The organism is Nonomuraea sp. KM88 (assembly GCF_052245635.1).
In the GTDB taxonomy this organism is placed as follows: Bacteria; Actinomycetota; Actinomycetes; order Streptosporangiales; family Streptosporangiaceae; genus Nonomuraea.
This window is the reverse complement of sequence record NZ_JBQQCC010000002.1, coordinates 102,065-127,973: the sequence shown is the minus strand read 5'-3', so window position 1 is coordinate 127,973 and position 25,909 is coordinate 102,065. Positions and strand designations below refer to the sequence as shown.

At 70.9% G+C, this 25,909-nt stretch carries 25 protein-coding genes; 13 read left to right on the top strand and 12 right to left on the bottom strand.

Translation table 11 applies throughout. From position 1 onward, the window contains the following. Window positions 1-188 precede the first annotated feature (188 nt). From ACTWPV_RS06365 to ACTWPV_RS06340, 6 genes are all read left to right on the top strand, one after another. Window positions 189-1,724: a long-chain-fatty-acid--CoA ligase gene (locus tag ACTWPV_RS06365; protein ID WP_443150995.1), complete on the top strand. Its 1,536-nt coding sequence runs from the start codon at window positions 189-191 to the stop codon at window positions 1,722-1,724. Window positions 1,725-1,810: 86 nt separating this feature from the next. Then, entirely contained in the window at window positions 1,811-2,359 is a 549-nt protein-coding gene (locus ACTWPV_RS06360) for an AAA family ATPase (protein ID WP_443150994.1), read from the top strand. A 35-nt stretch (window positions 2,360-2,394) separates the two neighbouring features. Beyond that, a complete protein-coding gene (locus ACTWPV_RS06355) occupies window positions 2,395-3,060 on the top strand; it encodes an HAD family hydrolase (protein ID WP_443150993.1) in 666 nt (221 codons plus the stop codon). Window positions 3,061-3,070: 10 nt separating this feature from the next. Continuing rightward, window positions 3,071-4,021, top strand: coding sequence for a phosphotransferase family protein (locus tag ACTWPV_RS06350; RefSeq protein WP_443150992.1), 951 nt, complete (start codon window positions 3,071-3,073; stop codon window positions 4,019-4,021). Between the two features lie 154 nt (window positions 4,022-4,175). Further along, window positions 4,176-5,471 carry an extracellular catalytic domain type 1 short-chain-length polyhydroxyalkanoate depolymerase gene (locus ACTWPV_RS06345; protein WP_347650588.1) on the top strand — a complete coding sequence of 432 codons (1,296 nt, stop codon included), beginning with the start codon at window positions 4,176-4,178 and terminating at the stop codon, window positions 5,469-5,471. A 147-nt stretch (window positions 5,472-5,618) separates the two neighbouring features. Beyond that, window positions 5,619-6,260, top strand: a complete 642-nt coding sequence (locus ACTWPV_RS06340) for a DUF6069 family protein (protein ID WP_443150991.1) — start codon at window positions 5,619-5,621, stop codon at window positions 6,258-6,260. Window positions 6,261-6,307: 47 nt separating this feature from the next. On the opposite strand, the gene ACTWPV_RS06335 is transcribed toward ACTWPV_RS06340, so the two are convergent. From ACTWPV_RS06335 to ACTWPV_RS06320, 4 genes are all read right to left on the bottom strand, one after another. Continuing rightward, on the bottom strand, window positions 6,308-7,567 hold the full coding sequence (locus ACTWPV_RS06335; protein ID WP_443150990.1) for a class I SAM-dependent methyltransferase: 1,260 nt from the start codon (window positions 7,565-7,567) through the stop codon (window positions 6,308-6,310). A gap of 7 nt (window positions 7,568-7,574) precedes the next feature. Then, window positions 7,575-8,924: an FAD-binding oxidoreductase gene (locus ACTWPV_RS06330; protein ID WP_347650611.1), complete on the bottom strand. Its 1,350-nt coding sequence runs from the start codon at window positions 8,922-8,924 to the stop codon at window positions 7,575-7,577. Window positions 8,925-9,069: 145 nt separating this feature from the next. Beyond that, complete coding sequence (locus tag ACTWPV_RS06325) at window positions 9,070-10,038, bottom strand: NAD(P)-dependent oxidoreductase (RefSeq protein ID WP_443150989.1); 969 nt, start codon at window positions 10,036-10,038, stop codon at window positions 9,070-9,072. Further along, on the bottom strand, window positions 10,035-11,570 hold the full coding sequence (locus ACTWPV_RS06320) for a serine/threonine-protein kinase (protein ID WP_443150988.1): 1,536 nt from the start codon (window positions 11,568-11,570) through the stop codon (window positions 10,035-10,037). Before ACTWPV_RS06320 ends, ACTWPV_RS06325 begins: the two co-directional genes overlap by 4 nt. A 253-nt stretch (window positions 11,571-11,823) precedes the next feature. Here ACTWPV_RS06320 and ACTWPV_RS06315 point away from each other — a divergent pair, with 253 nt between their 5' ends. Continuing rightward, window positions 11,824-12,945, top strand: coding sequence for a CaiB/BaiF CoA transferase family protein (locus ACTWPV_RS06315; protein WP_443150987.1), 1,122 nt, complete (start codon window positions 11,824-11,826; stop codon window positions 12,943-12,945). Here ACTWPV_RS06315 and ACTWPV_RS06310 read toward each other — a convergent pair. Further along, window positions 12,942-14,165: an FAD-dependent monooxygenase gene (locus tag ACTWPV_RS06310; protein ID WP_443150986.1), complete on the bottom strand. Its 1,224-nt coding sequence runs from the start codon at window positions 14,163-14,165 to the stop codon at window positions 12,942-12,944. The genes ACTWPV_RS06315 and ACTWPV_RS06310 overlap by 4 nt on opposite strands. Window positions 14,166-14,248: 83 nt before the next feature. Between ACTWPV_RS06310 and ACTWPV_RS06305 the strand changes: the two genes are divergently transcribed. Next, window positions 14,249-14,767: a TetR/AcrR family transcriptional regulator gene (locus ACTWPV_RS06305; RefSeq protein ID WP_443150985.1), complete on the top strand. Its 519-nt coding sequence runs from the start codon at window positions 14,249-14,251 to the stop codon at window positions 14,765-14,767. Window positions 14,768-14,788: 21 nt separating this feature from the next. On the opposite strand, the gene ACTWPV_RS06300 is transcribed toward ACTWPV_RS06305, so the two are convergent. Further along, window positions 14,789-15,241, bottom strand: coding sequence for a GyrI-like domain-containing protein (locus ACTWPV_RS06300; protein ID WP_347650580.1), 453 nt, complete (start codon window positions 15,239-15,241; stop codon window positions 14,789-14,791). Window positions 15,242-15,338: 97 nt separating this feature from the next. Between ACTWPV_RS06300 and ACTWPV_RS06295 the strand changes: the two genes are divergently transcribed. From ACTWPV_RS06295 to ACTWPV_RS06280, 4 genes are all read left to right on the top strand, one after another. Beyond that, window positions 15,339-16,778, top strand: a complete 1,440-nt coding sequence (locus ACTWPV_RS06295) for a GuaB1 family IMP dehydrogenase-related protein (RefSeq protein WP_443150984.1) — start codon at window positions 15,339-15,341, stop codon at window positions 16,776-16,778. Window positions 16,779-16,897: 119 nt separating this feature from the next. After that, window positions 16,898-17,272: an FKBP-type peptidyl-prolyl cis-trans isomerase gene (locus tag ACTWPV_RS06290; RefSeq protein ID WP_132516184.1), complete on the top strand. Its 375-nt coding sequence runs from the start codon at window positions 16,898-16,900 to the stop codon at window positions 17,270-17,272. A gap of 269 nt (window positions 17,273-17,541) precedes the next feature. Continuing rightward, on the top strand, window positions 17,542-19,065 hold the full coding sequence (locus ACTWPV_RS06285) for an ATP-dependent DNA ligase (protein ID WP_443150983.1): 1,524 nt from the start codon (window positions 17,542-17,544) through the stop codon (window positions 19,063-19,065). Between the two features lie 1,285 nt (window positions 19,066-20,350). After that, window positions 20,351-20,593 carry a septal ring lytic transglycosylase RlpA family protein gene (locus ACTWPV_RS06280; protein ID WP_443150982.1) on the top strand — a complete coding sequence of 81 codons (243 nt, stop codon included), beginning with the start codon at window positions 20,351-20,353 and terminating at the stop codon, window positions 20,591-20,593. Between the two features lie 158 nt (window positions 20,594-20,751). On the opposite strand, the gene ACTWPV_RS06275 is transcribed toward ACTWPV_RS06280, so the two are convergent. Beyond that, window positions 20,752-21,348, bottom strand: a complete 597-nt coding sequence (locus tag ACTWPV_RS06275; protein ID WP_443150981.1) for a DUF1707 and DUF4870 domain-containing protein — start codon at window positions 21,346-21,348, stop codon at window positions 20,752-20,754. Window positions 21,349-21,484: 136 nt separating this feature from the next. On the opposite strand from ACTWPV_RS06275, the gene ACTWPV_RS06270 reads away from it, so the two are divergent. Next, window positions 21,485-21,829: a hypothetical protein gene (locus ACTWPV_RS06270; RefSeq protein WP_132641993.1), complete on the top strand. Its 345-nt coding sequence runs from the start codon at window positions 21,485-21,487 to the stop codon at window positions 21,827-21,829. A 108-nt stretch (window positions 21,830-21,937) separates the two neighbouring features. Here the strand turns inward: ACTWPV_RS06270 and ACTWPV_RS06265 are convergent, their stop codons facing one another. The 5 genes from ACTWPV_RS06265 to ACTWPV_RS06245 all read right to left on the bottom strand — a co-directional run bounded on the left by ACTWPV_RS06265 (window position 21,938) and on the right by ACTWPV_RS06245 (window position 25,869). Continuing rightward, window positions 21,938-23,038, bottom strand: a complete 1,101-nt coding sequence (locus ACTWPV_RS06265) for a DUF4192 domain-containing protein (RefSeq protein WP_443150980.1) — start codon at window positions 23,036-23,038, stop codon at window positions 21,938-21,940. A 202-nt stretch (window positions 23,039-23,240) separates the two neighbouring features. Continuing rightward, on the bottom strand, window positions 23,241-23,624 hold the full coding sequence (locus ACTWPV_RS06260; RefSeq protein WP_443150979.1) for a DoxX family protein: 384 nt from the start codon (window positions 23,622-23,624) through the stop codon (window positions 23,241-23,243). Between the two features lie 263 nt (window positions 23,625-23,887). Next, a complete protein-coding gene (locus ACTWPV_RS06255; RefSeq protein ID WP_443150978.1) occupies window positions 23,888-24,640 on the bottom strand; it encodes an EI24 domain-containing protein in 753 nt (250 codons plus the stop codon). A gap of 10 nt (window positions 24,641-24,650) precedes the next feature. Beyond that, the gene (locus tag ACTWPV_RS06250) at window positions 24,651-25,232 is read right to left on the bottom strand and encodes a Maf family protein (protein ID WP_347650572.1); all 582 of its coding nucleotides are present in this window, start codon (window positions 25,230-25,232) and stop codon (window positions 24,651-24,653) included. Window positions 25,233-25,248: 16 nt separating this feature from the next. Then, window positions 25,249-25,869 (bottom strand): DUF937 domain-containing protein, encoded by a 621-nt coding sequence (locus ACTWPV_RS06245; protein ID WP_443150977.1) that lies wholly within the window; start codon window positions 25,867-25,869, stop codon window positions 25,249-25,251. Window positions 25,870-25,909: the final 40 nt, after the last annotated feature.

Sequence of the window (25,909 nt, the reverse complement as noted above, 5' to 3'; positions counted from 1 at the left end):
TTGGGGAGTGTTTGCTTACTGCTTACTCCAGGCGCGGGGGCACGTCCATATCCCGAGGTGACCCCCGGAACCTGCGGCGGGCCGCGTCCGGGGCGCCGCAGCGGGAGAAATCACGATTTTGCCCTACCGGCCGGTATGTTGCCCCTGCGAAGATGGCGCCGAAGCCTGCTGAGAGGGAGGAAGGCGTCATGCTCAATCTGTCGGTCGTCCTGGAGGACAGCGCCAGGAACACCCCCGACGGCACCGCGATCGTCTTCGGCGACATGCGGCTGCCGTACTCCATGATCGACACTGTCGCCAACCAGGTGGCCAACCTGCTGGTGTCGCGCGGGATCGGCAAGGGCGACAAGGTCGCGCTGGCGTGCCCGAACCTGCCGTACTTCCCGTTCGTCTACTTCGGCATCCTGAAGGCCGGCGCCACGGTCGTGCCGCTGAACGTGCTGCTGCAGTCCCGCGAGATCGCCTACCACCTCGACGACAGCGACGCCAAGGCCCTGTTCTGCTTCGAGGGCACGCCCGAGCTGCCGCTGGGTGAGCGCGGGAAGGCCGGGTTCGAGGCGGCCACCGGCTGCGAGCACTTCTTCGTCCTCCCCGCCACGCCGCTGGCGACCGAGTCGGAGCACGGCGAGTCGATCTGGGCCGCGCTCGGCGGGATGGCGGGCGAGTTCGCGACCCTGCAGACCGCGGCCGACGACACCGCGGTGATCCTCTACACCTCGGGCACCACGGGCCAGCCGAAGGGCGCCGAGCTCAGCCACCAGAACATGCTGATGAACGCCATGGTCAGCGACACGATGTTCCCCGACAGCGAGGGCGGCGACGTCTATCTGGCGGTGCTGCCGCTCTTCCACTCCTTCGGCCAGACCGTCGTCATGAACACGGGTTTCCTGCGCGGCTCGGCGATCGTGCTGATGCCGCGCTTCGACCCCGGCGAGGCGCTCGCGCTCATGACGAAGGAGAACGTCACGTTCTTCGCCGGGGTGCCCACGATGTACTGGGGTCTGCTCTCCAAGATCCACGCGGACGGTGTGGAGGTGCCGCGCTCCCTGCGCGTGGCCGTGGCGGGCGGCGCCTCCTCGCCGGTCGAGGTGCTCAAGGACTTCGAGCAGACGTTCGGGGTCGGCATCCTGGAGGGGTACGGGCTGTCGGAGACCTCGCCGGTGGCCAGCTTCAACCAGCCCGGCCGGCCCGCCAAGCCGGGCACCGTGGGCACGCCGATCTGGGGCGTGGAGATGAAGCTGGTCGACGGCGACTGGAAGACCGTCGAAGGGGAGGGCCCCGGCGAGATCGCCATCCGCGGCCACAACATCATGAAGGGCTACTACGGGCGCCCAGAGGCGACCGCGGAGGTCATGCGCGACGGCTGGTTCAGGACGGGCGACATCGCGACCCGCGACGCCGACGGCTACTATGCCATCATCGACCGCTCCAAGGACATGATCATCAGGGGCGGGTTCAACGTCTACCCGCGCGAGCTCGAAGAGGTGCTGATCACCCACGAGGCCGTCTCGCTCGCCGCCGTGGTCGGGGTCGCCCACGACTCCCACGGCGAGGAGATCAAGGCGTACGTCATCCGCACCCCCGGCGCCACGATCACCGAGGACGAGCTGATCGCCTGGTGCAAGGAGAACATGGCGGCCTACAAATATCCGCGCATCATCGAGTTCCGCGACGAGCTGCCGATGACGGCCACGGGCAAGATCCTCAAGCGGGAGCTGCGCTAGGCGCGACGTGCCGGGCGCGTGCCTCCCGCGCCCGGCCCTCACCGGCGGCCTTCCTGCCACCACCGAGAGAAGGGGAACGCTGCCGCATGCCCGAACACCACGACCGCTACATCGTCATCACCGGAGGACCAGGCTCGGGGAAGAGCACGCTGGTCGAGCACCTGGGCGCCCAGGGGTTCGCCACGCGGCCCGAGGCCGGGCGGGCGATCATCAAGGACCAGGTGGCGATCTCCGGGCGCGCGCTGCCCTGGGTGGATCCGGAGTTGTTCGCGGAGCTGATGGTGTCGTGGGACCTTCGCTCCCACCGCACGGCCGCGGGGCGGGGACCGGTGGTGTTCGATCGGGGGCTCGTCGACACCATCGGCTACCTGCGGATGCTGGGGCGTCCGGTGCCGCCGCACCTGATCACCGCGGCCGAGACGTTCCGCTACCACCGGCGCGTGTTCGCCGCCCCGCCGTGGCCGGAGATCTACGAGCAGGACAGCGAGCGCAAGCAGAGCCTCGATGAGGCCGAGCGGACCTATGAGGCCGTCGTCCGGGCCTACGCCGACCACGGGTACGACGTGGTGGCGCTGCCCAGGGCGCCGGTCGAGGAGCGGGCCGCGTTCGTCGCCGGCGCGGCGCCCCTCTCGTGAAGCCGCCCGCGTTCCCGTCACGACAAGGAGACCCGATGCTGGCGCTCTTCGACCTGGACAACACGTTGATCGACCGGCTGGACGCGTTCCGGCGGTGGACCGCCGAGTTCGCCTCCGAGCGAGGGCTGGGCGAGGGCGCGGCCTCCTGGATGGTGGAGCTGGACGCGAACGGCTCCGTGCCGATGGAGACGTTCTTCGAGCTCGTACGCGAGCGTTTCCGGCTGCCCGAGCCGGCCGGGGAGTTGTGGCGGGCCTACCGGGCACGGTTGCCGCAGCTGGTGTCGTGCCGGGCCGAGGTCCTGGCAGGGCTCGACCGGTTGCGCGCGGCCGGCTGGGCGGTGGGCGTCGTGACGAACGGGAGGGCCGACAACCAGACGGGCAAGCTCGAAAGCACGGGGCTGGCCTCCCGGCTGGACGGGTGGGCGATCTCAGGCGCGGAGGGCGTGAGCAAGCCCGACGTGCGGCTGTTCGAGATCGGCATCCGGCGGTGCGGGGCGTCTCCGGCGGCCGGCGGCTGGATGGTGGGCGACGATCTCACGAACGACGTCGGCGGCGGGCGGGGGGCGGGCCTGCGGACGATCTGGGTCGACCGGGGCACGGTGGCGGAGCCGTCCGGGGGCGGAGCCGACCATGTCGTCACGGACGTCGTCGCCGCCATCGACTGGCTTGTTGACGGGAAATCGCCTGGTTCGTACCGATAGCGTGGGTCGCGTGCGAGATCGGCCGGAGGACTTCCACGAAGGGCTGCTGCGTCCCGCGCTGCGCGCGTGGGACGTGCGGGCCACCACGCTCGACTACGCGCCCGTCGGGTTCGGCGACTATCACTGGGTCGCGGGCGACGGGGGCGGGCGGCGGTGGTTCGTCACGGTCGCCGACGTGCGGCGCCGGACGTTCGACGGGCTGGGGCTGGCCATGGACACCGCGGCGGCCCTGCGGGAGGAGGCGGGGCTCGGTTTCGTGGTGGCCCCGCTGCGCGCCTCGGACGGCACGACGCTGCGCCGGCTCGACCGGCACCGCTACGCCATGAGCGTCTTCCCTTACGCCGCGGGCACCGCGGGGCATTTCGGCGACGAGCTGTCGCCCTCCGATCGCGGCGCCGTCATCGACCTGCTGGCCGGGTTGCACGCGACACCGCCTCCGCTGTCGGCTCCGCCGCGACCGCCGGAGCTGGCCGGCCGGGCCGTCCTGGAATCGTGCCTGGGCGAGCCGGACCGTCCCTGGCTCGGCGGCCCGTTCTCCGAGCCCGCCGGGGAGCTGATCGCGGAGCATGCGGGCACGCTGCGCCGGAGGCTCGCGGAGCTCGACCGGTTGGCGGGCGTCCTCGGCGAGCCGGTGGTGACCCATGGCGAGCCGCATCCGGGCAACCTGCTGTGCGCGGACGGCCAGTGGTCCCTGGTCGACTGGGACACGGTCGGCCTGGCTCCGCCCGAGCGCGACCTCTGGCTGGTGGCCGTGGAGCCGGGCGACCTCGCCCGGTACGCCAAGGCCACGGGCCGCACGCCCGACCCGCGGGCGCTGGCGTTCTACCGGCTGCGGTGGGCCCTCGACGACGTGGCCGAGTTCGTGGAGTGGCTGCGCTCGCCGCACGGGCGCACGCCGGACGCCGAACAGGCCTGGACGTCGCTGGCCGGCACTCTCGAGGAGCTGCGCGCGACGTCCTGACGGTAGCCGAAAGTTTCAGGCCGGCGCCGCCCTCCGCCGGCCCTTCCCGGCAGCTCAGCACGTGTCGGCCGCGCGGGTCCGTACCGGGAAGATTGCCAGATTGAAAGTTTCTCTTCACACTCGCAATGTTTCAGCCGCGTGGGAGAGGAACTTGATGAACCTGAGATCCCGGATAGCAGGCGCCGTGACGGCCGCCGCGGCCCTCGTCGTCGCCGGCCTGATCACGGCGGCCCCGGCGTCCTCCGCACAGCTGACGGAGGTGACCGGCTTCGGCGCCAACCCCAGCAACCTGCGCATGCACCTGTACGTCCCCGACGGCGTGCCCGCCCGCCCGGCGGTCCTGGTGGCCGTGCACTACTGCACCGGGTCCGGCCCCGCCTTCCACTCCGGCACGGAGTTCGCCTCGCTGGCCGACCGGCACAAGTTCGTGGTCATCTACCCGTCGGCGACCAGGAGCGGCTCCTGCTTCGACGTCTCCTCGCCGCAGGCGCTGCGGCACGACGGAGGCAGTGACCCGGTCGGGATCGTCTCCATGGTCAGGTACGTCCAGCAGCGCCACGGCGCCGACCCCGACCGCACCTACGTCACCGGGGCGTCGTCCGGCGGCATGATGACCAACGTCCTGCTCGGCGACTACCCCGACGTGTTCAAGGCCGGGGCGGCGTTCATGGGGGTGCCGTTCGGCTGCTTCGCCACCACCGACGGCTCCAGCTGGAACAGCGCCTGCGCCAACGGGCAGATCAGCAGGACGCCGCAGCAGTGGGGCGACCTGGTGCGCGCCGCCTATCCCGGCTACAGCGGCCCCAGGCCGCGCATGCAGATCTGGCACGGCACCGAGGACGGCACGCTGCGCTACCCGAACTTCCAGGAGCAGATCAAGCAGTGGACCGACGTCCACGGCCTGAGCCAGACGCCCAGCCTCACCGACCGGCCGCAGCCCAGCTGGACCAGGACCAGGTACGGAGGCACCGGGACCACCCCGCCCGTCGAGGCGATCAGCATCCAGGGCGTCGGCCACAGCCTGCCCCAGAGCGGGATGGCCGCCGCGGTCATCGACTTCTTCGGCCTGTCGGGCGACGGCGGCCCAACCACCTCACCGACCACCTCGCCGACCGTCACGCCGGATCCGGAGGGCGCCTGCCGGGTCACGTACACCATGAACAGCTGGAACACCGGCTTCACGGCGGCCGTCACGATCACCAACACGGGCTCGTCCCAGGTCGGCTCGTGGGCCCTCGCCTTCACGCTTCCCCCGGGCCAGACGGTCACCTCCGCGTGGAACGCCACCGTCTCGCCGGCCGGCGGCCAGGTCACGGCCACGAACGCCCCCTACAACGGCACGATCGCCCCGGGCGCGTCGGCGACGTTCGGCTTCCAGGCCACCCACGGCGGCGACACCGCGGAGCCGGACTCCTTCACCCTCAACGGCGCGGATTGCACGACCTCCTGACGGGAGAGCGGCTCCACCCGCACGCCATCGGCAGCCGTCCGGCCGCCTGAAGGGGCGATCAGGGTGGGCCGGCTCCCCTGGCGGCTCTTGACGGCGCGTGTAAGGTTTCCGAAGTGCTTGATCGGCATCCGCGACAAAGGTGAGCTCATGTCATACCCCTCGCACGATCGCTACGATCGCCGCCCTGGCTCGGCCGGACCACGGGTCAACCCGGCGCGAGTGTGGGGAGGAGGGGTCGCCGCAGCCGTCGTGGCCGCGCTGGTCGCGGTGGTCGGCGTGATGATCAGCAAGAGCCTGCTCGGCATCCGCGTGATCGCCCCCGACGGCGATCCCGTCCACGGCAGCGCGGCGATCACGGGCTACGCGATCTCGGCCGCCGCCGCCGCGCTCGTGGCCACGCTGCTGCTCTTCGTCCTCATGCTCTCCACGCCCGAGCCGGCCAGGTTCTTCAGCTGGATCGCCGGGCTCTTCGCCGTCATCATCACGATCCTGCCGTTCATGCACTCCGCCGATCTCCTGGAGCAGATCGCCACGGCCGCCATCAACCTCGTCATCGGCATCGCCATCGCCTCGTTGCTGACGTCGATCGGGCGCACGGCCCTGGAGGAGGCGCCGGAGCCCGAGCCGCACCCGTACGAGCAGCGGGGCTACGATCCGCGCGGCTACGAACAGCCCCGCGGCTACGACCGGCCGCACTACGAGCAGCCCCGCCACGACCCGCGAGGTTACGAGCAGCGCGGTTACGAACAGCGCGGCTACGAGCGCCGCGACCACGATCCGTACGACTGACGGAGCCCGTCACGCGGGAGGACCGGCGGGCCCTCCCGCGCGGGCCGTCACGGCCAGTCGACCGCCGGCCGCAGCGGCACCCCCGACCGGCCGTTCCGGTCGAGTTTGACGCCCAGCACCTGGTGGAGCTGCACCTTGTTACGCTCGAAGCCCACGATGCAACCCGCCATGTACAGGGCCCACACCCGGGCCGTGCCCATGCCGACCTCCTGGACCGCGTCGTCCCAGTTGGCGTCGAGGTTGTCGCACCAGTGCCGCAGGGTCTTCGCGTAGTGTTCCCTGAGGTTCTCCTCGTGGCGGATCTCGAAGCCGAGGTCCTCCATCTGTCTGATCAGCAGGCCCACCGACTCCAGCTCGCCGTCGGGGAAGACGTAGCGGTTGATGAAGCCGCCCTTGTTGAAGGTCTTCTCCTTGCCGGTCGGCCGGGTGATGCAGTGGTTGAGCAGGCGCCCGCCGGGCTTCAGCTTCCCGTTCAGGAAGGAGAAGTAGGCCTGCAGGTTGGCCTTGCCGATGTGCTCCGTCAGGCCGATCGAGCTGACCGCGTCGAAGCCGCTCTCCTGGACGTCGCGGTAGTCCATGAAGCGGATCTCCGCCAGGTCCTCGAGGCCGGCGTCGGCGATGGCCTTCTGCCCCCACTCCGCCTGCTGCTTGCTCAGCGTCACGCCCAGGGCCTTGACGCCGTAGTGCTGGGCGGCGTGGATGACCATGCCGCCCCAGCCGCAGCCCACGTCGAGCAGGCGCATCCCCGGCTCCAGCCCGAGCTTGCGGGCCACCAGGTCGAACTTGGCGAACTGGGCCTCCTCGAGCGTGGAGCCCTCGGAGGGGAAGACGGCGCACGTGTAGGCCATGGACGGGCCCAGCACCCACGCGTAGAAGCGGTTGGAGACGTCGTAGTGGTGGTGGATGGCCTCGGCGTCGCGCTGCTTGGCGTGGCGGGAGCCGAGCCTGGCCAGGGCGCTCTGGCGCATCTCCTGCGGGGGCGGCGGCACGCGCATGAGCAGCGGCTTCATGCCGAGAGCCCGGACGGCAGCGAGCTTCTCCGACGTCGTGAGATCGTTGGTGGTGATGTTCCACATGCGGTCGAGCAGGGTGTAGAGGTCTCCCTGCACGTCGATGTGCCCGGAGACGAACGCCCGGGCCAGGCCCAGCTCTCCGGGAGCCTGGGCGAGGTAGGCCACCGCGATCGGGGACTTCACCTCGATGGCCAGGTCTGCCCCGTCCGGCCCGGCCTTGCTCCCGTCGTAGGCCGTGAACGCGACGTTCGCGTCCGTGCCGACGATCTTCTCGAAGATGGTTGCCAGCGCCATCCGTGTTTCACCTTCCCCGTACACACTTTTCGTACAGGTCCAGCAGGCGACCGTTCGGGTCGTATTCCCGCTTGACCGGCCGGTAGGCCTCGCCGTTGTACAGCTGCCAGAACTGCTCCGGGGCGTAATAGGAGGTCGAGTAGAGCGACTTGTGCCCGTCGAGCTCGTGGACCGACCGCTCGATGAGCCGGTTGTAGTAGCCGTCGAACTGCCCCCGCGGCAGCGGCACCATGCCCCAGAATCCGAAGTTGACGTACAGCTTGCCCGGCTCCAGCGGATAGAGCGGCCAGCGGGAGCCGGCGCGGAGCGGGCACATCCACACAGGTGTCATGCCCACCTTGTCGTGGAAGAAGTCAAGGAACTCGGCGCCGCGCTCGACCGGGACCTCGACGTCCTGGATCACCGACTCCTGCACGGGCTGGTCGCGCCACCGGTCGACACGGGCGGTCAGGCCGTACTTCCGGTCGAGCGCCACCAGCTTGCGGTAGACGTCGGAGCGCATGTAGCGGCGCGGCATGAGCGAGCGGATCATCGGCTGCTGCACGCCGAAGGCCCGCGAGCACCAGAACCAGTCGGTGTCCCAGCGCCACAGGTAGTCGCGGACGGTCAGCCAGTCGCGGCTGCGCTGCCGGATCGACTGGTAGTAGATGCGCATCCCGGTGTAGTCGGACACGTAGGGGGCACGATCGGCGAACCGGCCGAGCGTCAGGTACATCTCCCCCGGCGTGAAGAAGACGCCGTCCACGAAGTCGACGTTCTCGCCGTCGTGGACCATGCTGTCGCAGATCTCCTGCATGGCCAGCATGCACTTGCCCGCGTCGGTGAACCTGACGTGCGTGAGATGCACGTACGGCCGCACCTTGCGGAGCTTGATCCGGATGCGCAGCGCGTAGCCCAGCGTGCCGTACGAGTTGGGGAACGCGCGGAAGAGCTCGCGGTGTTCGTTGTCCTCGCGGGCCACGACGACGCGCCCGTCACCGGTGAGGATCTCGAGTTCCTCGACCGACTCGTGCGGCAGGCCGTCGCGGAAGCTGGTGGACTCGATGCCGAGCCCCGTCACGGCGCCGCCCAGCGTGATGGTCTTGAGCTGCGGGACGACGTAGGGCATGAGCCCGTGCGGCAGCGTGGCGTCGACCAGGTGTTCGTACGTGGTCATGCCCTGGACCTCGGCCGTCATGGTCTCCGGGTCGACGCTGATGACCTCGTCGAGATCGCGGGCCGAGAGCTTGGCCGTGCGGCCCTGGTCGCGGAACCTGAAGAGGTTGGACGTCGATTTGGCCAGCCGGGGCGCGGCCCCGCCCGGGATCTCGGCGTAGGACCGCCGGATCTGCTCTACTGCCCGCTGGTGTGTCGACATCGTCGTCGTCACGGAAGCACCCCCTTGAGCCGGTAGAGATCGCCGGTAAGACGTTATCTCTCGCGGGCGGCCCGAACCAGACCGGGGTCGTTAAAGACACGAAAACTGTTTATCGTGCCAGGTGAACCTCCTGCGTGGTAGGCGATTACGTAAACTTTCTGGAGATCAGCGGCGCGACACCGTTCAGCACGGCGTCCACCTTTCTGCCCTCGACCGCCGCGGCCAGGTTGTCCAGGGTGGCCGTGAGAAGGCGGCCGGTGGCCTCGGGAGTGACGCCCGCGACGTGCGGGGAGAGCAGCACGTCCGGCAGGTGGCGCAGCGGATCGCCGGGTGGCAGGGGCTCCACGTCGAAGACGTCGAGTGCCGCTCCGCCCAGGTGCCCGGAGCGCAGCGCCTCAGCGAGCGAACCCTGGTCCACGACTCCGCCCCTGGCCGCGTTGATCAGCAGGGCGCCCCGCTTCATGCGTGCCGGATCGACGAGGCCACGGGTCTCGTCCGACAGCGCGATGACGACGACCACGACGTCGGCGGTGGCCACGAGCGCGTCCAGGGCCTCGAAGCCGGGGTCGGGGCGCGGCGTGCGGGTCCAGTAGGACACCTCGCAGCCGAGCGCGCGGAACAACGTGACGCACTCCGCGCCGATCGGTCCGTAGCCGACCACGCCGACGCGGCGGCCGCGCACTTCCTGGGGCTGCAGGCCCTGCTGCGGCCACTCGCCCGCGCGCACGGCCGCGTCGGCGGCGGCCAGCTTGCGCGACAGCGACAGCGTGGCGGCCAGGCACCACTCCGCCACCGCGACGGCGCTGACGCCGGGGGTGTTGGCCAGGGGCACCCCGGCCGCGGCCAGGGCGTCGAGGTCGTGGCCGTCGACGCCCACGGACGGCTGCTGCACGAACGCCAGCCGGGGCGCGGCGCCGACCGCCTCGGCGTCCAGCGCGAGCGTGCCCGTCCAGTCGCCGAGCACGATCTCCGCTTCCGGGAGCGCCGCCAGGAGCGCTTCGCGCTCGCGAGCCGCGGGAACGCGCACGGCCACCCGGTCGCCGAGCGGCGCGAGCAGGCGGCGCATCACCTCTTCTGGGAGCGGCGGCAGAGCGAGCAGGTTCCAGGGTTTCATGCGCCTACGGTAAAGCTGCTGATCACCTGCCGCATCAGCTCCCTGTTGCGGCGCCACTGCCCCTCGGTGACCGTCCAGGACAGGATGTAGGCGGTGTCGCCGATCGCGACCGCCCTGCGCACCTCGCGGTAGCGGACGCCCGGCCGCACCCAGCGCGCGTCGCCCGCCTCGCCGGCCGTCCAGGAGAACTCCCACTCCACGGCCTTGACGCCCTGGTGGGTGACCCTCCTGAGACCGCGGTCGACGACGTTGACGGCGTTCTGCTTGAACGTCTCCTCGGAGTCGCGGATGATCTGGTGCGGGTCGAGCTTGGCGTAGACGGCCTCGACCCCGAGGTGCGCGCTCCTGTCCCTGCGGGTCCACTCGGTGTACGCCTCGGCGAGCGCGCCCCGCCAGCCCGTCGGCCGCATGATCGACCAGCCGTCCCGCGACTTCCACGCCCGCACGATCGGGACGGCCCTGGTCGCGCTCGGCGTGGGCGTCGGCGAGGCGCTCGGCCGCGTCGCCGTGGCGACCGGCGTGAGCGGGCTGCTCACCGCGGCCGGACGCGTCGTGGTGCGCGGCGTGCCCTCCGCGGGGGCGGCGAACTCGAGGTAGGCCACCGTGCCGCCCGCGATGACCAGAACCGCCGCGGCGCCGGCCGCGAGCAGGGCCCGGCCGCGGCGCCTGCCCGGCTTCCTCTCCTCGACGTGCTGGTCGTCGTGCGTGGGCCGGTTCGCGATGATGGCCGCGAACAACCGGTCGGCCTCCTCCGCGTCGATCCGGTCCTCGGGCTCCTTCTGCAGCAGGCCGCGCAGCACCTCGTGCAGGGCCGGCGGGATCCTGCGGTAGTCGGGCTCCTCGTTGAGCAGCGCGTTGAGCGTCGCCATGGGCTCACCGCGCTCGAACGGCGAGCGCCCCACCATGCAGGCGTACAGCGTGGCCCCCAGCGACCACAGGTCGGAGGCTGGTCCGGCGTCGGCGGCGCGGACCCGCTCAGGAGCGAGGAAGCTCGGCGACCCGGTGACCATGCCGGTCTGGGTGAGCGACGCGTCGCCCTCGGCGGTGGCGATGCCGAAGTCGGTGAGCACGGCGCGGCCGTCGTCGGCCAGCAGGATGTTGCTGGGTTTGACGTCACGGTGCAGGATGCCGGCCTCGTGCGCGGCCTTCAGCGCCGACAGCACCTGCCGTCCGACGCCCGCCGCCTCGCGCACGGGCAGGGCGCCGGTGGTGAGCACGACCTCCTCGAGCGACGGGTGCCGCACGAGCTCCATCACGATCCACGGCCGGCCACCGTCCTCGGCCACGTCATAGATCGCGACCACGGACGGATGGTTGAGCTGGGCCGCGGTGCGCGCCTCGCGGGCCGTACGCAGGAGCTGCCGCTCCTGGTCGGCGGGCGAGAAGCCCTCGGGCAGCAGCAATTCCTTGACGGCCACCTGCCGATTGAGCAAGGTGTCGCGGCCTTCCCAGACCACGCCCATCCCCCCGCGGCCCAGTTCGCGCAGCAACTGGTAGCGACCTGCGATGAGGTGGTTGCTCTCCGAAACCATGTCCTACCCCTGTAGCGGCGAGCGCCTGCCACGGGACGACCGCTGGACGCGGGAGTCCGTGGAGACGCGTACGCCTTCTGCAGACGGCCGTCGTACGCGACCGCCTGTAGACCATCCGAACAGTGGGCAAGTTTCCCATACCTCCCCCAACTTCGCGGGAAGGTCGCGAAGGTCGCGAGGCTCGGATGGGCGGCTTGCCACAGGCGACCGAAGGTTGTTCTACTGGAGCTGGGCTCACACCGAGGAGACGTACATGCCTGATGATCGCCGTGGCCCGCTGGCCGGAGTGCGCGTGCTGGAACTCGCCGGACTCGCTCCAGGGCCGTTCGCCGGGATGATGCTAGCCGATCACGGCGCGGAAGTCCTGCGTGTGGACCGTGTCAAGGCGGTTTCCGACCGGCCGCGCACCGACGTCATGGACCGCGGCAAGCACACGGTCGGGCTGGATCTGAAGACCCCGGAGGGCGTGTCGGCGTTCAAGGAGCTGGCCCGGCACGCCGACGTGGTGATCGAGGTGTTCCGGCCCGGAGTGGCCGAGCGGCTCGGCATCGGGCCGGACGACCTGCACGCCGTGAACGAGCGGCTGATCTACGGCCGGATGACCGGCTGGGGGCAGGACGGGCCGCTCGCCCCCACCGCCGGGCACGACATCGACTACGTCGCCGTTTCCGGCGTCCTGTCGATGCTGGGCCGCGAAGGTGACAAGCCGACGCCGCCGATCAACATCCTCGGCGACTTCGCCGGCGGCGGGCTCATGCTCGCGTACGGCGTGCTGCTCGCCCTGTTCGAACGGGAGCGCACCGGCAGGGGCAGGGTGGTCGACGCGGCCATGGTCGACGGCGCGGCCATCCTGTTCTCCATGTTCTACCAGGCCGTGCAGAGCGGCCTCTGGGGGCCGCGCGGCACGAACCTGCTGGACACCGCCGCCCCGCAGTACGACACCTACGAGACGGCCGACGGCGGGTACGTCGCCGTGGGGGCGCTGGAGCCGCAGTTCTGGGAGGCGATGGTGACCCTGATGGGCCTGACCGACCTGCCCGACAGGAACGACAGGGCGCAGTGGCCGGCGCTGAGGGCCCGCCTGGCGGCGGAGTTCAGGACGCGGACGCGGGCCGAGTGGGAGGCACTCTTCGAGGGTTCGGACGCGTGCGTCTCCCCCGTGCTGTCCATGGCGGAGGCCGCCGCGCACCCGCACAACGTCGCCAGAGGCTCGTTCGTCGAGGTCGGCGGCGTGACCCATCCCGTGCCCGCGCCCCGCCTGCTGGGCGTGCCCGCCCAGGACCTGTCACCCGCCACCCGCCAGGCCGACCTGTCGGGCTGGGGCCTGTCGCCGGAGGAGGCGGAGAAGCTGCGCGCCCAGGGAGTGCTCGCCTAGCGTGCCGTCGCCACGGCGTGGGCCGAATAGTCCTTCAGCGTGATCGAGTCGTGCAGGCGCACCCCCTTGGCAGCGCCGATCTTGCTCGCCGCCCTGGTCACGGCGGCCGGCAGGTGATCGATCAGCCGCGCGGCCTGGACCAGCGTCCACACCTCGAACCGGCTGCCGGGCACCAGGCGCCTGGCCGCGGCGACGGCGAAGGCCCGGCTGCGGCGCACGTACGCGCCGATCTCCGCCTCGTAGGCGGGGAAGGCCCGCGTGTGGTCGCCGCCGTGGGCGGCCAGCTCGCCCGCCAGGATGTACGCCCCCACAACCGCGAGGCTCGTGCTGCCCCCGACGGCCGGGCCCGGGCAGTAGCCTGCGTCCCCGACCAGCGTCACCCGGCCCCGTGACCAGGTGTCCAGGCGGAGCTGGGTGATCGAGTCGAAGTAGAAGGCCGGCGTACGGTCCAGCTCCTCCATGAGCCGCGGCACCTCCCATCCCGCGTCGGCGAAGTGCTCTCGCAGGCATTCCTTCTGGCGGGCGACGTCCCTGTAGTGGTAGTCGAGCGGCTCCGGGGTCCTGAACAGGAACACGGCCCGCGCGTCGGCCATGTGCGCCGCGCCGTAGAGCGCCGCCATCCTGCCGGCCCCCGTCACGCCCTCCATCCGGCCGTCGAGCCCCAGGTGGTTGGGCACCGAGGCGACGGCCAGGTAGGCGCCGATCCACGAGGTGAAGCGCGACTCGGGGCCGAAGACCAGGCGGCGGACGTTCGAGTGCAGGCCGTCGGCGCCGATCACCAGGTCGTACGCGCCTGTCCTGCCGCTGTCGAAGACCACCTCCCCGCCGTCGGAGATCGAGGCGATGGAGTCGCCGAAGACGTAGCCGGCGTCGTGCCGGGTGGCGTCGTAGAAGATCTCGCTCAGGTCGTCGCGCATGATCTCGACGTGCCGGTCGGAGACCGCCGCCATGAGGCGGCGCACCTCCACGTTCACGGGGCGCGCGTGCCCCTCCCGGTAGATCGTGAGCACATCCGTGCCGGTCCTCCTGTCCAGGACCTGACGCAGCACGCCCATCTGCTCGACGATGTCCATGGCCGGCCTGAACAGGTCGATGGCGTGGCCGCCCGTCTTCCGCAGCGCGGAAGCGCGTTCCACGACGGTGACCTCGAAGCCGTACCTGCTGAGCCAGTACGCCAGCGCCGGTCCCGCCACGCTCGCCCCCGAGATGAGGATTCGCACCGCACTCTCCTTACTTAACGGATGGTAAGTGCGACGCTAGCACGGCCCCTTACTTAACGATAGGTAAGGGATAGCCTTGGCTCATGCCCAGTGACACCAAGGCCCGCATCCAGGCGGTCGCCCGCGAACTGTTCGCCGAGCAGGGCGTGCGCAACACCAGCCTGCGCCAGATCTCAGACCGGCTGGGCATCACCAAGCCCGCGCTCTATTACCACTTCGCCTCGCGCGACGACCTCGTGCGCAGCATCGTCCAGCCGCTGATCGACGACCACGACAGATTCGTGACGGCACGAGCGCCCGGCGACCCGCGCGAGCTGCTGGATGACTATTTCGAGATGATCTGGCGGCATCGCCAGGTGCTCGTCATGGTGCTCACCGACCTGGCCACGCTGGGCCAGCTCGACCTGACCGACCGCTTGTTCGACTGGCGGCGCCGGCTCGTAGGCCTGCTGCTCGGCGCCGACGTCACGCAGGAGCAGCGCATCCGGGCCACGGTGGCGCTCGGCGGCATGTCCGACTGCACGGTCGAATACGCCGACCGGCCGATCGAAGAGGTCAAGCCGACGGCCGTCAAGGCGGCGGCCGCCGCGCTCGGCCTCTGATCCACCCGTGTCCGGCCCTCGCTAGAGGGCGATGAACAGGTCGGCGCCGTCGCGGTGGTGCACCTCCAGATCCGTGGTGAACGCGCGCGCCGGCGAACCGCCCGACTCGGTGTAGTGCCACACCTGCTGCCACGCCTCCACGAGGGCCTGCGGCATCGAGCCGCGGGCCTCCAGCTTCAGCGACTTGGCCGCCGGCACCCGGACGGCCACCATGCCCTCGGGCAACCGCGGCACGGTGCGCACGCCGATGCCGACGATCTGCGTGAAAGCCCCGTTGTGGTCGCTCTCGTAGTCCGTCAGGACGGCGTAGAGGTTCTCGTCCACGCGTCCCGGCACGTGCGCGAAAGCCCCCGGCGCACCCGCTCGCTTCCAGAGCGCGGGCAGCTTGGCGCGCTCCGGATCCTTCTCGTCGGCGTTCGTGGTACGTACGGCGAAGCCGACCACGGTCAGCTCGGCCCGTTCGGTGACGTCCACAGGCCCTCCCTCCCCCAAAAGTGTCCCGGCCGATCATAAGCCCCCGAGAAAGGGGGAAACCCTTGGCACACCCTGTCACCACATAAGATGGATGAACGTGAAATTTCTCAATGACCTCGAGCCTCCGTACGATCTGACCTACAGCGACGTCTTCATGGTCCCGTCGCGGTCCTCGATCGGCTCGCGGCTCGCGGTCGACCTCTCGTCCAACGACGGCACCGGCACCACCATCCCCCTCGTCGTGGCCAACATGACCGCGGTCGCCGGCAGGCGCATGGCCGAGACCGTGGCGCGGCGCGGCGGCATCACCGTGATCCCGCAGGACATCCCGCTGGACGTCGTGGCCAACGTGGTCGACTGGGTCAAGAAACGCGACCTCGTGCACGACACGCCGCTCACCCTCACCCCGCACGACACGGTCGGCGAGGCGCTGCAACTGCTGCCCAAGCGGGCGCACAACGCCGTCATCGTGGTCGACTGGGACAACCAGCCCGTCGGCGTCGTGACCGAGGCCGACTGCGAGGGCGTGGACATGTACACCCAGCTCTCCGAGGTCATGTCGAGCGAGCTGCTGACGCTGCCCGCCGGGCTCGACCCGCGCACGGCCTTCGACCGGCTGCACGAGGGCCGCCACCGGCTCGCGCCCATCGTCGACGCCGCCGGGCGGCTGGTCGGCATCCTCACCCGCATGGGCGCGCTGCGCGCCACCCTCTACCAGCCCGCCGTCGACCCCCAGGGCCGGCTGCTCATCGCGGCCGCCGTCGGCGTGAACGGCGACGTGGCCGCCAGGGCCGCGGAACTGCTCGACGCCGGAATCGACTGCCTGGTCGTGGACACCGCCCACGGCCACCAGGACAAGATGATCTCCGCGCTCCGCGCCGTCAAGGCGCTCGACGCCCCCGTCCCCGTCGCGGCCGGCAACGTGGTGACCGCCGAGGGGGTACGCGATCTCGTCGCCGCCGGGGCCGACATCGTCAAGGTCGGGGTGGGCCCCGGCGCCATGTGCACCACGCGGATGATGACCGGGGTCGGCCGGCCGCAGTTCTCGGCCGTCGTCGAGTGCGCGGCCGAGGCCCGGCGGCTGGGGCGGCACGCGTGGGCGGACGGTGGCGTGCGGCACCCGCGCGACGTCGCCCTGGCGCTGGCCGCCGGCGCCTCCAACGTGATGATCGGGTCCTGGTTCGCGGGCACGTACGAGTCGCCGGGAGACACCCGTACGGACGCCAACGGGCGCAAGTACAAGGAGAACTTCGGCATGGCCTCCGCGCGGGCCGTGCGGCTCAGGACGGCCGACGACTCGGCGTTCGAGCGGGCCAGGAAGGCCGTGTTCGAGGAGGGCATCTCGACGTCCCGGATGTACCTGGATCCGAAACGGCCCAGCGTGGAGGACCAGATCGACGCCATCGTGGCCGGGCTGCGCTCGTCGTGCACGTACGCGGGGGCCTCCAACCTGGAGGAGTTCCACCGGCAGGCGGTCGTCGGCGTCCAGAGCTCGTCCGGCTACGCCGAAGGCATGCCCCTGCACCAGAGCTGGTGACCGCGCGTCCCCGGAACAGCGGTCGGCCCGGGTCGGGAATCGGCGGAGTCACGAACGACGACGATGTCCCGAGCGCATAGAGTCGTCGGGTCAGTTCTCATCGTCAACAGGAGCACTACGTGGCACTCGAGAAGCCCGAGATCGACTTTCCCGGAGGCAACCCGCCCGCCGACCTGGAGATCGTCGACCTGACCGTCGGCGACGGCCAGGAGGCCAAGCCCGGCCACAACGTACGCGTCCACTACGTGGGCGTCGCGTTCTCGACCGGGGAGGAGTTCGACGCGTCGTGGAACCGCGGCGAGGCGTTCGAGTTCCCCCTCGGCGGCGGGCGGGTCATCGCCGGCTGGGACCAGGGCGTCGCGGGCATGAAGGTCGGCGGCCGGCGCAAGCTGGTCATCCCGCCGCACCTCGGCTACGGAAGCCGCGGAGCGGGCGCCCGCATCAAGCCGAACGAGACGCTCATCTTCGTCGTCGACCTGCTCGGCGTCAGCTAGCGTCTCCCTCCTTCCTGGAGGGCCTGCCCGGTCACCCGGTCGAAGCCGGTCCCGAAGGCCACCTTCCGACACCACCAGCGGAGCCATCCTTCGGGCCCGGCGCGCAAGCCACCACCTGGCCGGGGTTGCGGAAGCCGCCACAGGCCCGGCGCTCGGCGGAGCGGTTCTCCTGCGCCCGAGCGCTCGCGTCGGTCGCGCACCGGGCGAATCACTGAGAATGCTTGCACCCGGTGGACGGAAATGTCGGCCACGTGAGGCACCATGAACGTGTGCTTCTGATCGACGTGGTCCGGGTGTCCGAGGCGGTGACGCGCACGTCCGCCAGGCTGGGCAAGATCGGTCATCTGGCGGAGCTGCTGGGCCGGGTCGGCCCCGGCGAAGCCGAGATCGCCATCTCCTATCTCTCGGGCGAGCTGCCCCAGCGGCAGGTGGGCGTCGGCTGGCGCACGCTGGAGGATCTCCCCCAGCCCAAACTGGCCGCCACCGCCACGCTGACCGCCGTCGACGCGTTGCTGAGCACGATCAAGGCGGTGTCCGGGCAGGGCTCGCAAACGGCGCGCAAGACGCTGGTGGCGCAGCTGTTCGCGGGGCTGACCAGCCAGGAGCAGCAGTTCATGAGCCGGCTGCTCCACGGCGAGCTGCGGCAGGGCGCGCTCGACGGCGTGATGATCGAGGCGGTGGCCAAGGCGTCCGGCGCTCCCGCGAGCGACGTGCGCCGCGCGCTCACGCTGCGCGGTTCGCTGCCCGCCGTCGGAGCTGCCGCGCTGGCCGGCGGGGTGGCGGCGTTGCACGCGTTCCGGCTGGAGGTGGGGCGGGCGGTCTCGCCCATGCTGGCGGGCAGCGCGCCCAACGTGGCGGCCGCGCTCAAGAAGGCGGGCACGCCCGCGGCGCTGGAGTGGAAGCTCGACGGGGTCAGGGTGCAGGCCCACCGCGCGGGCTCGGAGGTCAAGGTCTTCACCCGCACGCTCGACGACATCACGCCGCAGGTTCCCGAGCTGGTCGAGGCCGTGCTCGCGATGCCCGCGGACGATCTGGTGCTCGACGGCGAGGTGATCGCCCTGCGCCCCGACGGGCGGCCGCACCCGTTCCAGGTGACGGCGAGCCGGGTGTCCAGCAAGACCGACGTCGCGCGGCTGCGCGAGCGGACGCCGCTCAGCGTGTTCTTCTTCGACGCGCTGCGGGTCGACGGCGCCGACCTGCTCGACCAGCCCTACGCCCGGCGCCAGGAGGCGCTGACCCGCCTGGTCCCCCAGGGTCTGCTGACCCCGCGGCTGATCGCGGACGAGGTGACGGAGGCCGAGCAGTTCTTCACCGACGTGGTGAAGGCCGGCCACGAGGGCCTGGTGGTCAAGTCCCTGGCCTCCCCCTACGCGGCGGGCCGCCGTGGCGCCGGCTGGATCAAGGTCAAGCCGCGTCACACGCTCGACCTGGTCGTGCTGGCGGCCGAGTGGGGTCACGGGCGGCGCCAGGGCAAGCTGTCCAATCTCCACCTGGGGGCCAGAGACCCCGATGGCGGGTTCGTGATGCTCGGCAAGACCTTCAAAGGCATGACGGACGAGTTGCTCGCCTGGCAGACCGAGCGTTTCCTCGAGCTCGCCGAAGGCCCCACCGACGGCTGGACGGTCAGGGTGCGACCTGAGGTGGTCGTGGAGATCGCCTTCGACGGGGTGCAGCGTTCACCCCGCTACCCGGGCGGCATGGCCCTGCGCTTCGCCCGCGTCCTGCGCTACCGCCCCGACAAGCGGGTCGAGGACGCCGACACGGTGGAGACCGTACGCGCGCTGATGTTGTGATCCACACGGCCTCGCCGCCCACCGGCGACGGGCCATGGAGGGCGTCGGTACGAGCGCGCCCCTCGGGCACGGACCGGCACGCCCCGCTCGCGGCCGCGGGACGCGCTCTGCGCGGATGGAAGCGTCGCGGAGTCTTCCGGCCCGCCAGTCGCGGCCGGCGTCGCGAAAGACGGATGTTGCCTCGCTCCCCTCCGCCCTGCCCGACCGCGCCGCTCCCCTCCGCCGGCCGCGCCCCTGCCCCGCGGTCCCGTCCGCCTCGGGCACCGGATCGTCCGGCCCGATCATGCCACACCGCCTCCGGCGCGAGCGGCGTCCTCGATGACGTACACGTGCCGCTCCTCGGCCGGCTGCCACACCGCTGGGGCGAGCCCGTGAGATGAGTCACTTAATGTCCCATTAAGTTGTCTTTACTCGCCGTTTGTCGCATATGTTCGTCCTCGTCGCGCGGGACCCCCAGCCCGCCCGCGGATCGGCCGCCGTACGCCCTCGCCCCCTCGCGCCCGGCCCTTCCTAGCCCTATCCCCTATGTAGGACCCGTGGTTTACGTTGGGCCAGCATTCCCGCAAGCCGTCTCCGCATGACCGCAAGCTCTCTCCCGCCAAGCGGTGGACCGCCGTCGCAGCCGGCGCCGCCGTCGTCTGCGCCGCCTCGACGACCGCGTGGGCCGCCTTCGGCGACGACGACCCCTTCCGGCGCTCGATGGGCGCTCCCGGCCAGGCCAGCACCCCCGGCGAAGCCGCCCGCCGGAACAGCCCGCAACCGTCCCCCTCTCCAGGACCCCGGCGGCCCACCCGAAGACGACGACATCCCCTGAGTCCGGTGGTAACACCGGCTCCCAGGGGTCCGGGTCGGTGACGGCGACCCCCGGCCCTGGCGCGCGGCGTCCGGGCGCGAAGATGGAGTCCCAGGGGACCGGGGCGAAGGCTGAATCCCGGGGACCGGGAGCGAAGACCGAATCCCAGGCGACGGCGAAGCCCGGATCACCCGAGCCGAAGACGCGTTCCTCGAAGCCCAAGCTCCGTGTGCTGTCGTCCGGCAGGTGCGGCGCTTCCTACTGTGACTCCTCCGCTCCCTGAAGGAAGCGGCTTCTCGCCCCGCTTACGCGGGAGACGACGGCCAAGCCCTGACCGATGCCCGAAAGCACAAGCACCATCCTATCCGCAGGAGGCGAAGGTGTCCGAGGTTCCGCCACAGAACGCCCGGGCCTTGGCGGCCCTCCCGCTCCCGATTCCCCCATTGCCTGCAGGCGACGGTCCCCTCAGGAGGCTCTAATGGCGACCCCCAGATGACGGCCAGCGGCGAGCGTTTCAACCCCTCGGCGATGACCGCCGCGCACAAGACCCTCCCGTTGGGCAGCAAGGTCCGCGTGACCAACCCGGCCAGCGGAGAGACGGTCACGGTTCGCATCAACGACCGCGGCCCGTACATCGGCGGCCGCTGCCTCGACCTGTCCAGAGCCGCCTTCGCCGCCGTCGGCAACACCAGTGCCGGTGTGATGAAGGTCAAGTATCAGGTGCTGGCCCGCTGACCCTGGCCACAGCCGGCCAGCGGAAGAACGGCGGTCGGCCGTGCACCGGACGGTTGGGGAGCTCGGGAGCGGGCGTGTGCGGGGAAGGACGCGACGCGCCCCGCGGAGGTCAGGGCCTCGGCGGGGCGTACGCGAAAGAAGCGGGACGAAACGTCGTGTCACTTCACCAGGCGGAGCGTCATCGGGTAGCGGAAGTTGCCCTCCGTCAGGGCCGAGACGCCGCCGACGATCGCGAGGACCACCGCCACGACCCAGATGATCGGCACCAGCACGACGCCGATGATGGTGAAGGGCAGCAAGATCGACGCTCCTACGAGCGTGATCTGGAAGTTGAGCGCCTCCAGCGCCTGCCGGCGGATGTAGGGGGAGGTCTTGCCCCCGGTGAGCAGCAGGATCAGCGGAGCCACGATCGGTACGCCGAGCAGCAGCACCATGTGGCCGAGCGCGGCGCCGAGGCGTTCGTTGCTCTCCGGCGCGCGCTCGTGGCGGACTTCGGCCGCGGAAGGAGGGGCGAGCTGGGGCACGGCCTGGGTGCCGTAGATCTCGGTCATGATGGGCATCAGGTCACCGTGCGTGCGCGCCGTCATCGCGCGCTCCAGCCGGTCGTCGAACTCGAGCTTGTCGAAGCGGCCCTCAGCGTAGGCGGCCTTGACGTGCTCCACCACGTGCTCTCGGTCCTGGTGGGTGACGCGCAGTTGAGCTGGCGGCACCTGTCCCGGCCCAGGGGTTGTCGGTACCCCAGCCATCATCGCCATGCCTCTCCTCGGTGAGAATCGAACGGTCTCCCCCCATACTGCGTCTTCGAAGGCCCGGGTGCTATCCGGAGAATCCCCGATCCGTCCCTTAGATCATCCCCCGGCGCGGAGCCCTCAGATCGTATAAAAAGGATTCATGAGATGGCGCGACCGCTACGGCCTGCGTCGGCTGCGCGGCCCCAAAGTCGCAAAGTTCGACCGAGAGGCGACAGACGCCGACATCGAAGCGCTCATCGCCTTTGCCCGTTCGCGGCGTGGCGTCGAGTTCTACGTCGAGCCAGAGACTTTCGCCACCGACACGACCGCTGTGGCGGTGGCCGACGACGGCGAGTGGACCAGGCGGAGGGTCGGCTCACCGGCCGTCATCCGCAAGGTCGCTCGCAATCTTGCCCTGCCGGTGTACGACGTTCAGCTCACCGGATATCCGCGGCGGATGCGCGATTACAACGAGCGCCGCCGCCGCGAGGAGGACACCCTCTAACCCGGACACCCGGAATTCGGATATTCCCCCGTGCGATTTGCCAGACGGCCGAGGGTCATATCCCTTCACCGCGCACGGCCCTCAAGAGTATGGACCATGGTAAGACGGCTATTCGAGAGGTGGCGGCGGTGCCTCGTCGTCGAGCAGGTTGACCAGGGGCAGCAACCACACCGCGTGGACGGGGCCCATGGCGGCGTCGAGCTCGGCCGGGGTGGGGAGACGGTCTCGCAGGACGCTCGGTGAGAGCAGGTTCTGCAGGGCGTGCATGAGGAGATTGGCCATCGAGTAGCCGGGGTCGACGGTCAGGGCGCGCTCGAGGGCGATGGTGGCCTGGACGTTGTTTCCCGCCCGCCAGGCCGCCATGGCCAGGAGGGAGGCGGCCGGTGGCGTGAAGCGGGGCTCCAGCCTGCGCGTCAGATCCTTCCACAGGGACGCGTGGGATTCGTCCATGAGGGTCCAGGCCTCATCGCGGACGCGGATGACCGCCAGGTCCAGGCCGAGCCTGGCGGCCTCGGCGTCGTCGAGGCGGCCGCCCCCTGCGTGGGTCCGCACCGCCGACCGGACCCTGGCCAGGCCCTCCGAGACGAACTGCCGGGCGTGGGCGTCGAGGTCGGGAGTGGCGGTGAGCCCGGCCCTGACCTCCGCGACGGCGTCGGACGTGGCCCGCCGCATCGCCATGCGCACCGGACCCGTGACAGGGGCCAGCGTGTGCTCCAGCGCCTCGCGGTCGGGCAGGGCCACCAGGCCCCGGACCGTCGCCTCCGCGGCGATCCGGCTGGTGGACGGGTCGTAGGGGGTGCCGTCCGCAGGGCAACATCTGGGGACGTCGCAGACGTAGGACCAGTAGCGGCCCTCATGGGCGCGTAGTGCCTCCCCCACGCGGACGCCGGCCCGTGGAGCCAGCCGCCTGACCTCGTCGACCGCGGGGGTGACCACCTGGCCGGGACCGTAGCCCACGATCACGATCTCCGTGACGCTCTCCCGCTGCAGGAGGGGGGCCAGCGGGTCGAGGGTGCCGGGCTCCAGCGGGAGACCCCATCGGGCCACGACCTTGGTCGTGCCGTGGTCGATGCCGATCACCACGAGGGAGGTCTTCGGGTGGAAACCCACCAGGTAGGGGACGGCTGCGAGGACGTCGGAGGGGCCGGCCAGGGTGAGGCGGGGCTCGTCGGTGAAGGCGGGAGCGGGGGTGGAGCTGTCGGTCGTCATGGGCCCCAAGGGTGCCGAGGGCGGGCGGGGGCCGGAAGAACCGAAAGTCGTTCTGGGGATGGAGCGAGGGGGCGGGCTGAGGCTGTGGACAACCCGGCAGCCGGCACATCTCCACCCTGCTGCCGGGGTCAGACATCCCGGCTCCAGGGATGTCTAATGGGAGCTACCGAGTCTGCCCGATCAACCGACCCGGTAGCTCCCATTAGCCGGCGAAGGGCTCGACGGCGAGGCGGCCCCAGGCGACGAAGGCCGCGAGCGCCAGGTAGACCGCGTTCAGCGCCACGAGCGGGTATTCGCCGCGGCGGCCGTGGGTGATCCCCGCGCCGATCATCAACAGGATCCAGCAGACGGCGGTCACCGGCACCATCACCGGGGCGATGCCGAGCGCGGCGGGCAGGATGAAGCCCGCCGCGGCCAGGACCTCCAGGATGCCCAGGGTCTTGACGAAGCCGGCGCTCACCTCCCCGGTCCATCCCCCGCCATGGGTCGCGGCCAGCTTTGCCTGAGGGACGAAGGTCTTGGTGAAGCCGCCGAGCAAGGCCACGGCTGCCAGCAGTCCGGCGGCGATCCACAAGGTGAGGTTCATCAGCTACTCCTGAAACGAAAGGGCGTGCACCTCCCATGACGAGAAGCCACCTCGGGCTGTGACATCGGCGAGGCCGCAGGTCAGCCGGGGGGCTGAGGACGTGGCGCACCTCACGCGCTCGCGAACCCCGCATCGGGGCGACCGGCGTCTCCTGGCGGCCACCCGACAGTCACGCGACGGCGGCGCACTCGATCAGCCGACGAGCTCGGCGAGGTCCTGATGCTCCACGTGGGGAGAGGTGAGCCCGGGCCCCGCGAAGCACCTCAGGGCGCCGGGTCGGGGGTGGAGGCCGGGGCCAGGCGGGTGCGTACGAGGAGGGCGGCGCCGGCCACGGCGGCGGGCATGGCGATGACCGCCACGAACGGGATGAGGAAGAGCAGGAACACGGCCACTCCGAACCCCAGCGTGCCGGCCTTGTTGGCGCGGAGGAGGGCGAAGCGTTCCTTGCGGGCCATGCCGCGCCGTTCCAGGGCCAGGGTGGTGAGCTCCACTGTCATGAAAAATCCGGAAACGGCTGCTCCCAGCACCGGCACCACCGTCTGCCCCACCACGGGTACGAACCCGAGCGCGAACAGCGGAACCGTGAAGAGCAGCACGTAGAACAGTGTGACCAGGCTGTCGCGGATGGACCGCGGCAGAGTGCGCCACCAGGGCTGCTCGTCCTCCGTCTCCAGCACGTCGACCGCCGCCGACAACTTCTCGTAGAACGGATCACCGATCGCCAGCGTGAGCGCGGCGAAGGTCAGCACCGCCAGCGCCAGACCGCCCAGGAACAGGGCGACGCCCACGAGCGCGCGGAACGCCTCCCGCCAGCTCCACGAGTCGGCGAACGGCGTCAGGAACGCGGCCAGATCGGTCGCGTTGGTGCCGAGGAAGATCAGCGCGACCACGTAGACGGCGAACGCGATGAGCGCCGGGATGAGCCCGAACAGCCACCAGCGCCCGTTGCGAGAGACCCAGCCGAACCCCTGGAGGAAGAAGCACACGCCGGAGAAGAAGTCACGCACTGATCGCATGTCCGGCAGGCTAGCGCCAGAAAGCCGTCACCGCGTAGCCGAGCTCCGCGAACAGGTCGCGAAGGAGCGGCAGCGAGATGCCGAGCACGTTGCCGTGGTCGCCCTCGATCCCTTCGACGAACCATCCGCCGCGCCCTTCGATGCTGAAGGCTCCGGCCAGGGAGAGCGGCTCGCCCGTGTCGACGTAGGCGGCGATCTCCTCGGGCGAGGGCCGGCCGAAGTGCACCACGGTGGTGGCGGTCTCCGCCGCCTGCCGGCCGGCGACGACGTCGATGACGCAGTGGCCCGTGACGAGCCGCCCCGTGCGGCCCCGCAGCAGCCGCCACCGCTCCAGGGCCTCCTCGGGCGTGGCCGGCTTGCCGTAGGGGCGGCCGTCGAGCTCGAGGATCGAGTCGCAGCCGATGACCAGCCCTTCGTCCAGCCCGCTCGCGACCGCCTCGGCCTTGGCCTTGGCCAGCACCAGGCTGAGCGCCGCCGGTGAGTAGGCCGAATAGGCCTCCTCGTCGACGCCGCTGACGATGACCTTGGGGTCGAGGCCCGCGCTGCGCAGAAGAGCCAGGCGGGCGGAGGAGGCTGAGGCCAGAACGATCACTCGCACAGCCTACCGGTCACCAGTCGGGGGTCGCCGTGCCCGGTGTGATCTCACGGCTGCCCGCGCTCCTGCGGCCGCGGGTGAGGGCCGCCGTGTCGTACGGGCTGGTCCGCTGCGCGGGCGTGCCGCCGAAGATGCCGTCGAGCAGGGTCGTCACCAGGTCGCCCAGCTTCGCGGGAAGGGTGGACCGTTCGTGGTCGAGCTCGTCGGCCAGGGCGCGCGCGTCCAGGTGACGCCCGGCGGCGCGGTCGGCGAGCAGCGACATGATCATGGGGGCGACCAGCGGCAGCAGCTTCATCATGGCCCCGGGGTTCACCGCGGCGAGCTGCGACAGCCCGGCCGCCGCCCGCTCGGTGCCCTGGCCGCCGAACACGTGGCCGAGGATGTTGTGGCCGTCGCGGGTCAGCGAGGCCACGTCGCCGTTGAACGGGTCGGTGTCCTTATGGTCGTCCAGCGCGCTGAGCAGGGCGTCGGCACCGTCAAGGTGCTCGGCGTCGCGGGCCATGCCACCGATGATCGTGCCCGCGACGGCCTGGGTCACGATGCGGGCCGTGGCCGGGTCGGTGCCGAGCATCCCGGCGACCTGTTCCAGCCCTGAGTCTCCGAGCTCGGCGAGAAGCTCGTCAGTCAGTGTCACGACAAGTCCCCCGATCGTTGTCGGAACATCTGCCCCGACC

Excerpts from the sequence above, each read along its gene's own strand:
- ACTWPV_RS06365 (WP_443150995.1), top strand. The coding sequence starts at position 189 with ATGCTCAATCTGTCGGTCGTCCTGGAGGACAGCGCCAGGAACACCCCC.
- ACTWPV_RS06360 (WP_443150994.1), top strand. The coding sequence starts at position 1,811 with ATGCCCGAACACCACGACCGCTACATCGTCATCACCGGAGGACCAGGC.
- ACTWPV_RS06355 (WP_443150993.1), top strand. The coding sequence starts at position 2,395 with ATGCTGGCGCTCTTCGACCTGGACAACACGTTGATCGACCGGCTGGAC.
- ACTWPV_RS06345 (WP_347650588.1), top strand. The coding sequence starts at position 4,176 with ATGAACCTGAGATCCCGGATAGCAGGCGCCGTGACGGCCGCCGCGGCC.
- ACTWPV_RS06340 (WP_443150991.1), top strand. The coding sequence starts at position 5,619 with ATGTCATACCCCTCGCACGATCGCTACGATCGCCGCCCTGGCTCGGCC.
- ACTWPV_RS06335 (WP_443150990.1), bottom strand. The coding sequence starts at position 7,567 with ATGGCGCTGGCAACCATCTTCGAGAAGATCGTCGGCACGGACGCGAAC.
- ACTWPV_RS06330 (WP_347650611.1), bottom strand. The coding sequence starts at position 8,924 with ATGTCGACACACCAGCGGGCAGTAGAGCAGATCCGGCGGTCCTACGCC.
- ACTWPV_RS06325 (WP_443150989.1), bottom strand. The coding sequence starts at position 10,038 with ATGAAACCCTGGAACCTGCTCGCTCTGCCGCCGCTCCCAGAAGAGGTG.
- ACTWPV_RS06320 (WP_443150988.1), bottom strand. The coding sequence starts at position 11,570 with ATGGTTTCGGAGAGCAACCACCTCATCGCAGGTCGCTACCAGTTGCTG.
- ACTWPV_RS06315 (WP_443150987.1), top strand. The coding sequence starts at position 11,824 with ATGCCTGATGATCGCCGTGGCCCGCTGGCCGGAGTGCGCGTGCTGGAA.
- ACTWPV_RS06305 (WP_443150985.1), top strand. The coding sequence starts at position 14,249 with ATGCCCAGTGACACCAAGGCCCGCATCCAGGCGGTCGCCCGCGAACTG.
- ACTWPV_RS06280 (WP_443150982.1), top strand. The coding sequence starts at position 20,351 with ATGACGGCCAGCGGCGAGCGTTTCAACCCCTCGGCGATGACCGCCGCG.
- ACTWPV_RS06275 (WP_443150981.1), bottom strand. The coding sequence starts at position 21,348 with ATGGCGATGATGGCTGGGGTACCGACAACCCCTGGGCCGGGACAGGTG.
- ACTWPV_RS06270 (WP_132641993.1), top strand. The coding sequence starts at position 21,485 with ATGAGATGGCGCGACCGCTACGGCCTGCGTCGGCTGCGCGGCCCCAAA.
- ACTWPV_RS06265 (WP_443150980.1), bottom strand. The coding sequence starts at position 23,038 with ATGACGACCGACAGCTCCACCCCCGCTCCCGCCTTCACCGACGAGCCC.
- ACTWPV_RS06260 (WP_443150979.1), bottom strand. The coding sequence starts at position 23,624 with ATGAACCTCACCTTGTGGATCGCCGCCGGACTGCTGGCAGCCGTGGCC.
- ACTWPV_RS06255 (WP_443150978.1), bottom strand. The coding sequence starts at position 24,640 with ATGCGATCAGTGCGTGACTTCTTCTCCGGCGTGTGCTTCTTCCTCCAG.